Below are 13,013 nucleotides of genomic sequence, written 5' to 3'. Positions count from 1 at the left end.
AAGATTGATATGGAATAGTTAAGGTGTAATTTTGCCATTTTTTAATGTTTATTGCCTATTTTTGGTCTTTGGTGTCGTAACTGTGGCTTTTTATGTTCGCTCTTTAAGTTAGCAATCAGAATAGTCGTTTTTCTGCATAGCCATTAACAATTTTCTGATGTTAGCTCAGGTCTAGCTCAAAAATTTTCTTCTCTGTTGTTTATTGCTTTTTCTACACTCATTGGGATTTTTTGTGTAAAAATTTACTTTTTATTAAGTAATGGTCATGAAAAATTAATCGTGCTATATTGTGTTATTCAGTTATCAGGATTAATCGGTTGTAGTGCAGTTTTATCGCTAACGCACTGTAAACAACCAAAACCAATTAATAATTTTATATTATAATTGGCAAAACATCTATAGCAATAGCTTTAGTTGTGTGTTAAAATGTGCAACTCTTATCAGAGTATATATATAATTTAGTAATATATATACAATTTGGCAGAGATACATTAAACATACATAAGATAATGATAACCGAAAGCTAATTTACTTGAGGTTAATTAACGGCTAATGCATCCGGTAATATCTTGGGGGAGATATCGATGCTGTGCTAAATCAACAGCTGAAAATAATTCTTGGGATATATTTATTCTTAGCAAGAAACAAAAAAACTGTTACGATATACACTCAACTGGTATATTATACACGGTATTATTAAAGCTATGATTATGGCACGGTTTTACAAGCCTGGAATGCTCTAGGTTAATCATGTCCGTCTCTGGGAGATGCCACGTAAACACAGTGCAGGGGAAGTAGGCTGTGCGAATTCCGCTTGATTACTACCGAATTTTAGGATTACCGTTGGCGGCAAGTGAGGAACAATTGCGGCAAGCTTATGGCGATCGCATTGTTCAATTGCCAAGACGGGAATATTCCATTGCAGCTATATCCTCTCGTAAACAACTCATAGAAGAAGCTTACGTGGTTTTATCAAATCCCAGAGAACGCAGTACCTACGATCAGGCTTATCTAGCCCACGCCTACAACCAAGATCGGCTTGGGGAGACATCCCTATTAGAAAACAGCACCGAAACCATTAACCGTAACCACGATGTTCAAAGTCTCAGCATCGAAATTGCCCCAGATGAATTAGTGGGTGCTTTATTGCTGCTTCAAGAGTTGGGAGAATACGAACTGGTGCTGAAGCTAGGCCGTCCACACCTAGTAAATAGAAATAAACCCGCAGGGGTGAAAGTAGGATCTCATCTTAACAGTGAGGAATTTTTTGTTAGTCCTGAACTACCAGATATTATTCTCACAGTGGCCTTAGCTTGTCTGGAACTGGGACGGGAGCAATGGCAACAAGGTAACTATGAAAATGCTGCTATATCCTTGGAAACTGGGGAAGAATTAATAATGCGTGAGGGTTTGTTTCCTAGTGTGCAAGCGGAAATTGCCGCAGACCTGTGTAAGCTAAGACCATATAGAATCCTGGAATTATTGGCACTACCTCAAGAGAAGACTAAAGAACGCCGTCAAGGTTTGGAATTATTACAGACGATTTTGGAAGAGCGCGGTGGGATTGATGGTAGTGGTAATGACCAATCTGGTTTAAATATAGATGATTTTCTGAGATTTATTCAACAGTTACGCAACCATTTGACAGTTGCAGAACAGCATAAATTATTTGAAGCTGAAAGTAAGCGTCCTTCTGCTGTGTCTACATATTTAGCGGTTTATGCCCTAATCGCCAGGGGTTTTGCCCAAAGTCAACCAGCTTTAATTCGTCAGGCAAAGCAAATGTTAATTCGTCTTGGTAAACGCCAAGATGTGCATTTAGAACAGTCTCTCTGTGCTTTGTTACTTGGGCAAACGGAAGAAGCAACTCGTGTTTTGGAACTAAGTCAGGAATATGAAGCTTTAGCTATTATTCGGGAAAAATCTCAAGATTCCCCAGATTTGTTACCAGGATTGTGTTTGTACTGTGAACAGTGGTTACAACAAGAGGTATTTCCTAATTTTCGAGATTTAGTCAAAAAACAAGCTTCTTTAAAAGAATATTTTGCTGATAAACAGGTACAAGCTTATTTAGAAGCTTTACCAAAAGATCTACAAGCAACTGATGAATGGACTACAATTAATAAACAGTCTTTTCTCTCACCACAAATCAATAGTACCCGTTATCACAGCTATCACAATGTTAGTAATGAGATTAATCATGGGGTTAGTAATGGGACAGTAAATCACAACTATACACCTGATCCTGAGTTTTACACCTCAGCACCCAGCGAAGTACCCGAATCTGCTAACTATTCTCCACCAGAATGGCATTCTAGGAGATACAGCAACAGTCACACCCCAGAAATGGCAGAACTGTCGGCGACAGCAGAAGAGGCAGGAACTGAATATTACCAGCAAATCAATGCCGGTTATGATGTAACGAGTCAAAGTAAAAAGCGTAGAAGACGCAAGCCCGTTGTAGTTAATAGTCGAGGTTTGGTTTCGGAACATCAACATTCTCATGCTCGACGACGGCGCACTTTTGCTAACTCATTAGATGCAAAAACTCGCTTAGTTTGGCTGGTGTTTCTATCTATGGGAGGGTTGCTAGTTTTTTGGTTGTTAGTTTCTACAGTCTGGGGATGGTTTAACAATGTGTTTTTCCCCCAACCAACTGTGCAGGGAACTCCCTTGGCTATAGAATTGAATCAACCACCAGTCACTATTCCTGAACCCAATAGCAGCAAACAAGAAGTACCTGAAGGTCAACTGACACCAGCGATCGCCCAGGACGTGATTGAAAAGTGGTTATCCACTAAAGCTGCTGTTTTAGGTCCAGATCATCAAATTAATCGTTTAAATGAAATTTTAACTGTTTCTGCAATACCACAATGGCAATCAATTGTCAAGCAGGATATAGCAGAAAAACGCTATCGCAAGTATGAACATGATGTCAAGGTAGAATTTGTCAATCAAACCAGCAATATGTCAGATAATGCCGTGGTAGAAGCTACAGTGAGGGAAGTTACCCACTTTTATCAACAAGAAAGATTTCAAAAGACTTCTCAAGACAGACTGAGGGTTCGTTATGATTTAGTTCGTAAGCAAGGTTCTTGGCGGATTCAAGGAATGACAGTTGTTAAAACACTAAACAGTTAAAATAATTCGTAATTCGTAATTAACTGTTGTCAGGTTAAAATAATCAAGCATTTGGCAATATAACAATTTCTGGCAGCCGATCGCACCTTTAATACAGATCAGAACAAATAAGATTTGAACATGAAAGCTACACAAGAACAACTAAAAATTAAACTACAACAAGCTTTGGCGGCTGCATTTGGAGCAGATTATACTCAAGTAGATCCCATTTTAGTACCTGCAAGTAATCCTAAATTTGGTGATTTTCAAGCCAATGTTGCTTTATCCCTGAGTAAACAATTAGCAATGCAGCCAAGAGCGATCGCCACTGCTATAGTAGAAAAATTAGACGTATCTGATATTTGTGAATCACCAGAAATTGCAGGACCTGGTTTTATTAATTTAAAATTACAAACATCCTATCTCGAAGCACAACTCAATGCTATTAAAACAGATCCCCGTTTAGGAGTTCCCAAAGCGAATAACCCACAAAAAGAAATAGTGGATTTTTCCAGTCCCAACATTGCCAAAGAAATGCACGTAGGACATTTACGTTCTACAATTATCGGTGATTGTATAGCCAGAATTTTAGAATTTCGAGGACATGACGTATTAAGATTAAATCATGTCGGTGATTGGGGTACACAATTTGGGATGTTAATTGCTTATTTGCGGGAAGTTTACCCCGAAGCACTTACCACCGCTAACGCCTTAGATATAGGAGATTTAGTCAGTTTTTATCGCCAAGCAAAACAAAGATTTGATGCAGACGAAAACTTTCAAGAAACCGCACGTCAAGAAGTCGTAAGATTACAAGCAGGAGCAGAAGATACCCTTCATGCTTGGAAATTATTATGTGAACAATCACGGCGAGAATTTCAAGTAATTTATGATTTACTCGATATCAAATTAATTGAAAGAGGAGAATCTTTTTATAATCCATTATTACCCAAAGTAGTAGAAGATTTAGAAACAGCAGGATTATTAGAAGAAAACCAAGGAGCAAAATGTGTTTTCTTGGAAGGTTTTACTAACAGAGAAGGAGATCCTTTACCATTAATTGTGCAAAAATCAGACGGTGGTTATAACTATGCCACCACAGATTTAGCAGCACTACGTTATAGAATTGAAGAAGATCAAGCAAAACGGATAATTTACGTCACCGATGCAGGACAAGCAAACCACTTTGCTCAGTTTTTCCAAGTTGCAAACAAAGCAGGATGGATACCTGAAAACGTTGAATTAGTTCACGTTCCCTTTGGATTAGTATTAGGTGAAGATGGCAAAAAATTTAAAACTCGTTCTGGGGATACAGTCCGATTAAAAGACTTATTAGATGAAGCAGTTTCTCGCACTCGTGCAGATTTAGAAGCGAGATTAAAAGCAGAAGATAGAGAAGAAACTGAGGAATTTATTAATAATATTGCTGATGTGGTTGGTATTAGTGCTGTGAAATATGCAGACCTCAGCCAAAATCGCACTAGCAATTATGTTTTTAGTTATGATAAAATGCTTTCTTTAAAAGGCAATACAGCACCTTATATGCTATATGCTTATGTAAGGACTCAAGGCATTAGTCGAGAAGGCAATATTGACTTTGCAAATTTAGAAACAGATGCCAAAATAATCCTCAAAGAAGATACAGAATTAACCCTAGCCAAACACATATTACAACTAGATGAAATAATTGCCGAAGTAGAACAGGATTTATTACCAAATCGCCTGTGTGAGTATTTATATAACCTCAGCGAAAAATTTAATAAATTCTATGACAAATGTCCGGTTTTAAAATCAGAAGAACCCATCAAAACATCACGTTTAATGTTATGCTATTTAACCGCAAGAACCCTAAAACTAGGATTAGATTTGCTGGGAATTAAAGTTTTAGAAAGGATGTAGTAAGTAAAAGCTATTGATAGCGAAAAGACGCCGAGAGAAATTATCTTGTTTTGCGTCTTGTTCAATTTCAGGAACTTATATGATTTAACTACGTCTTGTCAGGTGTGAGAGATTTACAGCATTTTTCATATATTTGTATTGTACAATCCCTTGTTTTTCTTGTCCTTCCTTTCTTTGCGTCTTTGCGTGAGATATAAAAATGAAACCAATATTTAAGATCAAAACACTCATCACATCCTTGGGTTTATTAGTATTATTAAACCCCAGTCAAGCATCAGCACAAATAGTACCCCAACCTTGGGTTTCCGTCGGTGAAAAAGATGGAAATATTACTTATGCTGTAGGTGCTAAAGCATTAAGTTTAGGTGTAGAAGTAGGAACAGGTGAAGACGGTGCTACAGGTGCAGATGTCTTAAAATTCATCAATTTACCTGTAATTTCTCCTTATGTTGGAGTTGGTTACTATTCAGAAGATAAAGGTGTAGCTTTTTCCGGTGGGGTACAAGCAAACGCAACTAAACACATTTTTCTCGGTGCGGGATATCATTCTGTACGTGGTTTCAATGGACAACTAGGAATAAAATTTTAATTGTAAGCATTCAGCTATTAGCTGTCAGCAATCAGCTATGTAACTGAAAGATGGAAATAAAAATAATGACGAGAAACAGATGTAGATAACATTCCTAAACTTAAAACGTCTGAATCCTGGTTATTAGCTGATTACTGATAGCTGAATACTTACTTTGAGACAATAATCATAGCCAAAAAATAGCAGCTATTAGCTGAAATATAGAGTTTACATTAGTCTAAATTGAATCACGCCGATTTATCCGAATAACAAACTAAATTCCTCAATATACATGGTAATTTGCTAGTCAAACATTAGCTAGGTTTTTCATTTAGCCGATGTTTGACATTCTTATGGTTGCCATCAATTCATTTATATTGTAATCTTTAGATAGTCATTAAAAACTATGCCCTAAGATAGTAGTATAGGGATTATCTATTAATTTTCTCTATCATCAAAGGTAGAAGTAAGTCAAGAAAATTACCGGGAGCATTCCAAATGTGTAAGTTGATTTTTATCTAGTAATAAAAAATTATCCCAGGCTTGATATGATTCAACCGCAAAGGACGCAAAGGACACAAAGGTAAGAGAGTTTTAGAGATTTTTTAGTGTTGCTGTGCTTATTTTTTCAAAATTGCGATGCTCCCAAATAACCATTCTGTAAATTTCATAGTTATTGGAATTAAGTTAACAAAGGATTTGGATTAATTGTATTAGATAGTCATTAGGATTTTTTTATGCAACCAGGATTAAATCTACTCATTCAACTGGTATTAGAGTTTGCACCTCTGATGGTAAACATCATCCAAAAGCAAACATCAAATAATTCAAAAACCGACAATTCGCCAATTTTCCCAGTAATTCAAGATTTCATTCACACAGTAGATAATGTGACGAAATTAGATATTACTAAAGCTGAATTGAACCAGCAACAGCAGTTAGCAGTTTACCATCATGCCACACAATTAAAAATAGCTAATCAAGAAAAAGAAACAGCAATTAGACTACCAGAAGTGCATAAAATTCTGGATAGTTGGCCATTGAGATTATACCCTTCCCAACTTTTAGAATCTTCTGTTAATTATCAACGCACACCGTTAAAAGTTTTTTTAGCAGCACCACAAATACAGTTTGATAAATTTGATTTACAAAATTCAAAACTTACTGATGAAATTGAACTAAAATTGGCTGAAGGTTTGCGTGAATTTATTAATAATCATTATTCTTTGCATCATCCAGAAAGACCCATAGAATTTTTAGCTGGTGCTTGGGATAGTAAGCGGTTTCATAGTGAATCTAGCATCAAGGCTTTATTTAGTGCTTTAAAAACCCAACCTACTTTAATTTTAGAATCGGAAAAAGATGGAGATTATCTAAATTTACGCATTGGTTATTGGGGATTAGGACAAGAGAATTATTACTATAAAACTATTTCTAAATTACCCTATAAGCAGATTTTACAAGATTCTGCTAGAAATCGGGCTTTAGAATGGAGAAATGTTAAAAATCAACTGTTAGAATTAGGAGAAGATTTAGAAGTAATTAATGATTTAGGTAAAGAGAAAAACCGCAACTTGGCAATTTTAGAAAAAGTAGAAAAATGGCAATCTCAAGGAATAGATGTTAGTCATTTATCAGTAGAATATGAAACTTCTTCCCAAGACTGGGAACATCTTTATCAAGTTTTAATTACTGCCCATTGTTTAGTTACAGCTTGGGTGACAGATGCTTATCATCTGGTTAATTATGACATACCTCCCTTGTTACCCAAATTGCTACCAAGTTTAATTAATGAAGGAATAGATTTACAATCATTAGAGGTAATTACTAATAGTTATAAACAACTTTACGAAGCTTTCAAAAATGAACGACGTTTAAAAGTTCCAGAAATTGCTTTACAATTAGCTCAAAGTTTATCTCATGTTTCTAGTTCTTTTTGGTTACAGGAACAAATTGATTACTCTATTAATACCTGGTTGCAACTACGGCAAGTATCAATAACAGAAGTTTCTCACCCATTAAAGGCAATGCAACTAGCATTGAAAATAGAGGATGAGAATTATATCACTATTTTAAAACAATATTTTGCCGCCATTGGTGATAGTGATAATCTGGTTTATGCAGAGAGTCTTTTAGAAGAAATAGCCATTCTAAAAAATAATCGTAATTTGGGAATGGCGAATCTTAACTATACTTTCAATGGACATTCTGGGAAAGTTTCTTCTGTAGCTATCAGTCCAGATAATGAGATTTTAGTTAGTGGATGTGCAGACAAAAGTATCAATATTTGGAATTTACAAACGGGTAAATTAATTCGTACTCTCACAGGAAATTTAGGTGCTATTTCTTCTGTAGCTATCAGTCCAGATAGTAATTTTCTCGCTGTGGGTAGTTGTGAACATCCACAAAGTAATGTCAAAGTATGGGATTTGAAAACTGGTAAACTAATTCATACACTTTTGGGACATCAGAAACCAGTTAATGTAATCACAATTAGTCCCGATGGTACAATTCTCACTAGTGGTAGTAATAAAATCAAAATTTGGAATTTACAAAAAGGAGAAAGAATTTGTACTTTGTGGCATTCTTCAGAGGTTCATGCGGTTGCCATAAGTCCAGATGGTAAAATTCTGGCTAGTGGCAGTTCAGATCACAAAATTAGATTGTGGAATCCTCGTAACGGAGATCCTTTACGTACTATTGCAGGTCATTTAGGAGAGGTGACATCAATCGTTATTAGTCCAAATGGAGAATATTTGTTTAGTGGTAGTGCTGACTCTAAAATTAAAATTTGGCAGTTAAGTACAGGCAAATTGCTAAAAACTTTAAATGGACATACAAATAAAGTAAAATCTTTGGCTGTAAGTCCAAATTGTGAATTTATTTGTAGTGGTAGTGCTGACTCTACTATTAAAATTTGGCATATTTCTACCGGGGAAGTTTTACAAACTCTTACCGGACATTCTGGGGTAGTAAATTCTATTTCCCTCAGCGTAGATGGTAAAGTTCTCGCTAGTGGTAGTTCAGATAAAACTGTTAAAATTTGGCAGTTGATGAAATAGGAATGTGAGAATTTAATGGAATTAATAGAACAATTTAGACCAAATCTTCAAAATCCCTATCCAATAGCAGAACATCATTGGGTTTGCTTTATTAAAACTGCATCAAATCACCCAATATTATTGGTGAATACACTTATTATGATGATCCAGTGAAACCGGAGGAGTTTGAAAAAAACGTTCTTTATAACTATGGTGGTGATTCATTAATTATTGGTAATTTTTGTGCGATCGCCACTCATTTTAAATTCATCATGAACGGTGCAAATCACAAACTTGATGGAATTTCTACTTACCCATTTGTGGAAATTTGGCTAATTTTAACTACTGTCACCTGCGATATTCTGTTAACCTAAAAACAGAACCTCTCACCCACTCACACCTATGACTGTCACCCAAGACACTGCACCAGATTTAGATGTATTATTTCCCATAGTTAATATAGAAAGTGACGAACCACCCTTGGAATCATCATTACATCTAGAACAAATGCTACTACTAATTAAATGTTTGAATTGGTGGTGGCAAGATTTAATTAAGTTTAATAACTATTTTATTGCTGGGAACATGAGTATTTATTACAGTCCTCAGCAGATCAAAACTAAAGACTTTCGTGGGCCAGATTTTTTCTTAGTGCTGGATACAGAAAACAAACCCCGTGATAGTTGGGTAGTTTGGCAAGAAGGCGGTAAATATCCTAACCTAATTATAGAATTGCTTTCTCCTTCCACTGCGACCACTGACAGAACTATAAAAAAACAAATTTATCAAGATATTTTCCGTACCCCTGAATATTTTTGGTTTGATCCTAAAACCTCAGAGTTTGCTGGTTTTATCTTACTTGGTGGCACATATCAACCTATAGAACCCAACCCCCAAGGTTTATTGTGGAGTCAGCAGCTAGATTTATACTTGGGAGTTCATGAGGGAAAATTGCGTTATTTTACTGCCGAATGTCAGTTAATTATGACACCTGAAGAATACGGCATCCAAGCTAAAGAAGACGCTAAACAGGAAAAACAACGGGCTGAACGTTTAGCAGCTAAACTGAGAGAATTGAATATTGATCCTGATAGTTTGTAAAATCTAATTCTCATCATCATCAAATGTAATCCTGCTATTTTTTTAATGGACAGGTTCACCACCCAAGGGATTTAAAATAGAAAAAAACAAAGTTGATCAAAATAAATCAAAACCGTGAGTCAAACTGGGACACAACCACAAAGCAGCAACACTACAACATATTACACCCTATTAGGACTGCATCCCTCAGCGTCAGTCATAGATATACGTCGCGCGTATCGGGAACTAAGTAAACAGTATCATCCAGATACAACAGAATTACCTGATACCGTTGCTACTGCCAAATTTCAACAAATTAACGAAGCTTACGCCACTCTCAGTCATCCAGAACGCCGTTTAAGTTATGATTTAAAGATTGGTTATTCTAGATTTGGGGTAATTCAAACACCAACAGATTTAAACCATCCAGTACATAAACCCCATGATTATTCAAAATCAATGTATCTGGATGCAAGCGATCGCCCTCTATCATCGGGCGAAATCTTTGTATTATTTGTGTTAAGTTTAACTATTGTCGGTTGTTTACTACTAGCGATCGCTGTTGCTGTGTTGCGTGGTGAACCGACTTTACAAACTCAACTTTCATCAGATTTGAATACACAACAAATTTACCAAATCTACCAAATTAATACACAAACAGCAAGAATAACTTAAACATTCAATCAAACAACTGTCAATTATCTAACATCCAAAATCTAAAAATTGTTATGTCTATTTTGTCTTCCGACACACCACTGTATAATCATTCACTACCACAAATTGAACAATGGCTAAAAGAGCAAGGTTGTCAACAAGATGAAACTGAGTTACATTGTTGGCGCGTGCAAAAACCAACTTGGCAAGCCGAACTTTGGCTAGATATCGAACAAATTACCGTTAGATATGTTCAAGCCGGAGAAAAAGGTCAAGATATCCAACGTTCCTTTAAATATTCTCTCAGTCGGCAAGATATTCAAGCAGCAGTTTTTTCTGGTCCATAAGTCCAATTCCAACATTGCTTTTGTATCCTACAAACAAACTCATGACAGAAATATTCAGCTTAATTATTCTCCCAAAAGTTAGAATTTAGGAGTATTTCTAACTCCGATGAATACGGCCATTCCGAAGGAAAATTGACTGATTTATACTCACTCCTGACATTAGTTAAACTTCGTCGCCAAGCCTCTTTAAAACTCGTATCCCATAGAGAATTGAGACTGGGTACTTGGGTAATTAATACATCAAGTTCAGTTCGTTGTGTGCGAATTGTGCGTTCCCAGTCATTATAATCGTAGGGTAAGTCAACATATAATCGCTTGAGTAAATGTTCTAGTAATACAATTAAACGACTCAATAGTTCTCTTTTTTGCGAAGTTCCCAAAGCCTCTACTTCCTCAATCAGATTTTCAATATCCAAAGTTTCAAAATCCCGTGCTTTGAGCTTCGCAACAGTATCTTCAACCCAGAGTAAAATATCTTGATCATAGAGAGATAGTGTCATATTTAATTTTTCTCCCAAATCTTACTATTGAATATAGCATTACTTCTTAAACCTTCCCAAACCGCCGTTCTCGTTGTTGATAAGCACATAAAGCGCGGTGAAATTCCTTTCTATCAAAATCTGGCCAGAGAGTATCAGTAATATAAATTTCACCATAGGCCATTTGCCAAAGTAAGAAATTAGATAAACGCATTTCTCCACTGGTGCGGATTAGCAAATCTGGATCAGCGATACCAGCTGTATATAAATGACTTTCAAATAACTGTTCAGAAATTTCATCTGGTTTTAATAAACCTTCCTCTACTTTTTGGGCGATCGCTCGACAAGCTTGTAAAATTTCCTGTCTACCGCCATAATTAGTAGCTACTGTAAACTTAATACTTTGATTATCCTTAGTTTCTGCCATAGAGCGAGAAATTTCTTCTTGTAGCGATTTTGGTAAAGCTTGCAAATTGCCCACAAACTGAATCTGCACATTTTCCTCCACCATTTCCCGCAGTTCTTGACGCAGAACCCGTTGGAAAAGACTCATTAAAAACTCCACCTCTTCCTGTGGCCTTTTCCAATTTTCCGTAGAAAAAGCGTAAGCAGTGAGAGCTTTAATACCCCAATCTTTACAACAGCGTAACAAATCCTTGAGGGCATCAACTCCCCGCTTATGCCCCATAATTCGAGGTAGACCTTGACGTTTAGCCCATCGACCATTGCCATCCATAATCACCGCAACGTGCTGGGGGAGTAATTCTCGTTTTAAATCAGAAGGCAAATATTGCAGTTCAGTATGTTGTGTAGTCATTTTTCGGTCTTATTTTTTTGGCGAGAAGCAGTCGATGGTAATCTAAGTAAACGTGAAACCAGTGCTAATATTTGACCACCTAGTTGACGACCTAAACTGAAAAGACCAGGTGCTACAGCTTCTCGGTCTACAGTTGGCGAAAATCTTTCCTCTAAAGACTCTTTTAACTTTCTAATCGTCAGTGGTCTATATAGAGTTCCCCTTTCAGCTAAGGAAATAGAACCCGTTTCTTCTGATACAACGACACAAATACAATTTTCGACCCGTTCCGTAATTCCCATAGCTGCCCGATGGCGTGTACCCAACTGGCGTGAAGCTGTGCGTCCCGAAAGTGGTAAAATTATACCGGATGATACAATCCGCGAACCACGGATCAAAGTTGCCCCATCATGCAATAAAGTTTTGGGCTGAAAAATTGTCTGTATCAGTTCCTTAGACACCTCTGCATTTAACTTTACACCAGGTACAGAAAAGTCTCGCTCATCCATTGGTCCGGTAGTTTCCAAAATCAGCAAAGCACCAATCCGATTTTTTGACAGTTCTTTCACAGCATCGACAATTTCATCAATCACGCTATCAGATTTAGGCACTGTCAAGCGGTTAGGTTGAAACAACTGCCGAAACTCACCCCGTCCCAATTGTTCCAAAAATCGGCGAAACTCTGACTGGAGTGCTACGGCCATAGCTACAGCACAACCAATTACCAACTTTTCCAAAACGAAATTGAGCAAAGGTAGCCCCAAATTCCCACTCAATGCTGAGGCCAGCATCAAGATTATAAATCCTCGCACCATCCATAGTATCCGGCGTTCACTAATAATCACCAGGATCATGTATGTCAACGCTAGCACTAACAGAATATCCAGAGTCCCAAGCAGCAAGGACTGTGACCATCCCAGGTTTGTCGTCAGCCATTGCTTCCACCAATCTCTCATGACATCTGGATTCTAATAGTCATTAGTCATTAGTCATTAGTCATTAGTTATTAGTCATTAGTCATGATTCTTA

At 36.8% G+C, this 13,013-nt stretch carries 10 protein-coding genes and 1 pseudogene; 8 read left to right on the top strand and 3 right to left on the bottom strand.

Annotation, left to right across the window (positions count from 1 at the left end):
• Window positions 1-801: 801 nt before the first annotated feature.
• From IQ237_RS16250 to IQ237_RS16215, 8 genes and pseudogenes are all read left to right on the top strand, one after another.
• The gene (locus IQ237_RS16250) at window positions 802-3,141 is read left to right on the top strand and encodes an IMS domain-containing protein (RefSeq protein ID WP_194056936.1); all 2,340 of its coding nucleotides are present in this window, start codon (window positions 802-804) and stop codon (window positions 3,139-3,141) included.
• A 120-nt stretch (window positions 3,142-3,261) separates the two neighbouring features.
• On the top strand, window positions 3,262-5,019 hold the full coding sequence (gene argS / locus IQ237_RS16245) for an arginine--tRNA ligase (protein WP_194056934.1): 1,758 nt from the start codon (window positions 3,262-3,264) through the stop codon (window positions 5,017-5,019).
• Between the two features lie 199 nt (window positions 5,020-5,218).
• Window positions 5,219-5,608 (top strand): hypothetical protein, encoded by a 390-nt coding sequence (locus tag IQ237_RS16240; protein ID WP_194056932.1) that lies wholly within the window; start codon window positions 5,219-5,221, stop codon window positions 5,606-5,608.
• A gap of 716 nt (window positions 5,609-6,324) precedes the next feature.
• Window positions 6,325-8,649 carry a WD40 repeat domain-containing protein gene (locus tag IQ237_RS16235; protein WP_194056930.1) on the top strand — a complete coding sequence of 775 codons (2,325 nt, stop codon included), beginning with the start codon at window positions 6,325-6,327 and terminating at the stop codon, window positions 8,647-8,649.
• A gap of 15 nt (window positions 8,650-8,664) precedes the next feature.
• Window positions 8,665-8,948 (top strand): annotated as a pseudogene (locus IQ237_RS27060) (chloramphenicol acetyltransferase); the annotation flags it as partial.
• Between the two features lie 82 nt (window positions 8,949-9,030).
• A complete protein-coding gene (locus IQ237_RS16225) occupies window positions 9,031-9,729 on the top strand; it encodes a Uma2 family endonuclease (RefSeq protein WP_194056928.1) in 699 nt (232 codons plus the stop codon).
• 114 nt (window positions 9,730-9,843) lie between these two features.
• Complete coding sequence (locus tag IQ237_RS16220) at window positions 9,844-10,383, top strand: J domain-containing protein (RefSeq protein ID WP_194056926.1); 540 nt, start codon at window positions 9,844-9,846, stop codon at window positions 10,381-10,383.
• Between the two features lie 53 nt (window positions 10,384-10,436).
• A complete protein-coding gene (locus IQ237_RS16215; RefSeq protein ID WP_194056924.1) occupies window positions 10,437-10,709 on the top strand; it encodes a DUF3143 domain-containing protein in 273 nt (90 codons plus the stop codon).
• A 59-nt stretch (window positions 10,710-10,768) separates the two neighbouring features.
• Here IQ237_RS16215 and IQ237_RS16210 read toward each other — a convergent pair whose 3' ends face one another.
• From IQ237_RS16210 to cdaA, 3 genes are read right to left on the bottom strand one after another with little or no spacing between them, the layout of a single operon-like run.
• Window positions 10,769-11,209 (bottom strand): DUF29 domain-containing protein, encoded by a 441-nt coding sequence (locus IQ237_RS16210; RefSeq protein WP_194056921.1) that lies wholly within the window; start codon window positions 11,207-11,209, stop codon window positions 10,769-10,771.
• Window positions 11,210-11,255: 46 nt separating this feature from the next.
• Window positions 11,256-12,005 carry an isoprenyl transferase gene (locus IQ237_RS16205; RefSeq protein ID WP_096571097.1) on the bottom strand — a complete coding sequence of 250 codons (750 nt, stop codon included), beginning with the start codon at window positions 12,003-12,005 and terminating at the stop codon, window positions 11,256-11,258.
• Window positions 12,002-12,940: a diadenylate cyclase CdaA gene (cdaA, locus tag IQ237_RS16200; RefSeq protein WP_194056919.1), complete on the bottom strand. Its 939-nt coding sequence runs from the start codon at window positions 12,938-12,940 to the stop codon at window positions 12,002-12,004. The genes IQ237_RS16205 and cdaA overlap by 4 nt, the downstream gene beginning before the upstream one ends.
• Window positions 12,941-13,013: the final 73 nt, after the last annotated feature.

Origin of the sequence: Sphaerospermopsis sp. LEGE 08334 (assembly GCF_015207205.1) — a bacterium.
Classification (GTDB): Bacteria; Cyanobacteriota; Cyanobacteriia; order Cyanobacteriales; family Nostocaceae; genus Sphaerospermopsis.
This window is presented reverse-complemented; position numbering and strand designations above follow the sequence as displayed.

Coding starts and splice junctions, on each gene's coding strand:
- argS (WP_194056934.1), top strand. CDS start 3,262: ATGAAAGCTACACAAGAACAACTAAAAATTAAACTACAACAAGCTTTG.
- IQ237_RS16240 (WP_194056932.1), top strand. CDS start 5,219: ATGAAACCAATATTTAAGATCAAAACACTCATCACATCCTTGGGTTTA.
- IQ237_RS16235 (WP_194056930.1), top strand. CDS start 6,325: ATGCAACCAGGATTAAATCTACTCATTCAACTGGTATTAGAGTTTGCA.
- IQ237_RS16225 (WP_194056928.1), top strand. CDS start 9,031: ATGACTGTCACCCAAGACACTGCACCAGATTTAGATGTATTATTTCCC.
- IQ237_RS16215 (WP_194056924.1), top strand. CDS start 10,437: ATGTCTATTTTGTCTTCCGACACACCACTGTATAATCATTCACTACCA.
- IQ237_RS16210 (WP_194056921.1), bottom strand. CDS start 11,209: ATGACACTATCTCTCTATGATCAAGATATTTTACTCTGGGTTGAAGAT.
- IQ237_RS16205 (WP_096571097.1), bottom strand. CDS start 12,005: ATGACTACACAACATACTGAACTGCAATATTTGCCTTCTGATTTAAAA.
- cdaA (WP_194056919.1), bottom strand. CDS start 12,940: ATGAGAGATTGGTGGAAGCAATGGCTGACGACAAACCTGGGATGGTCA.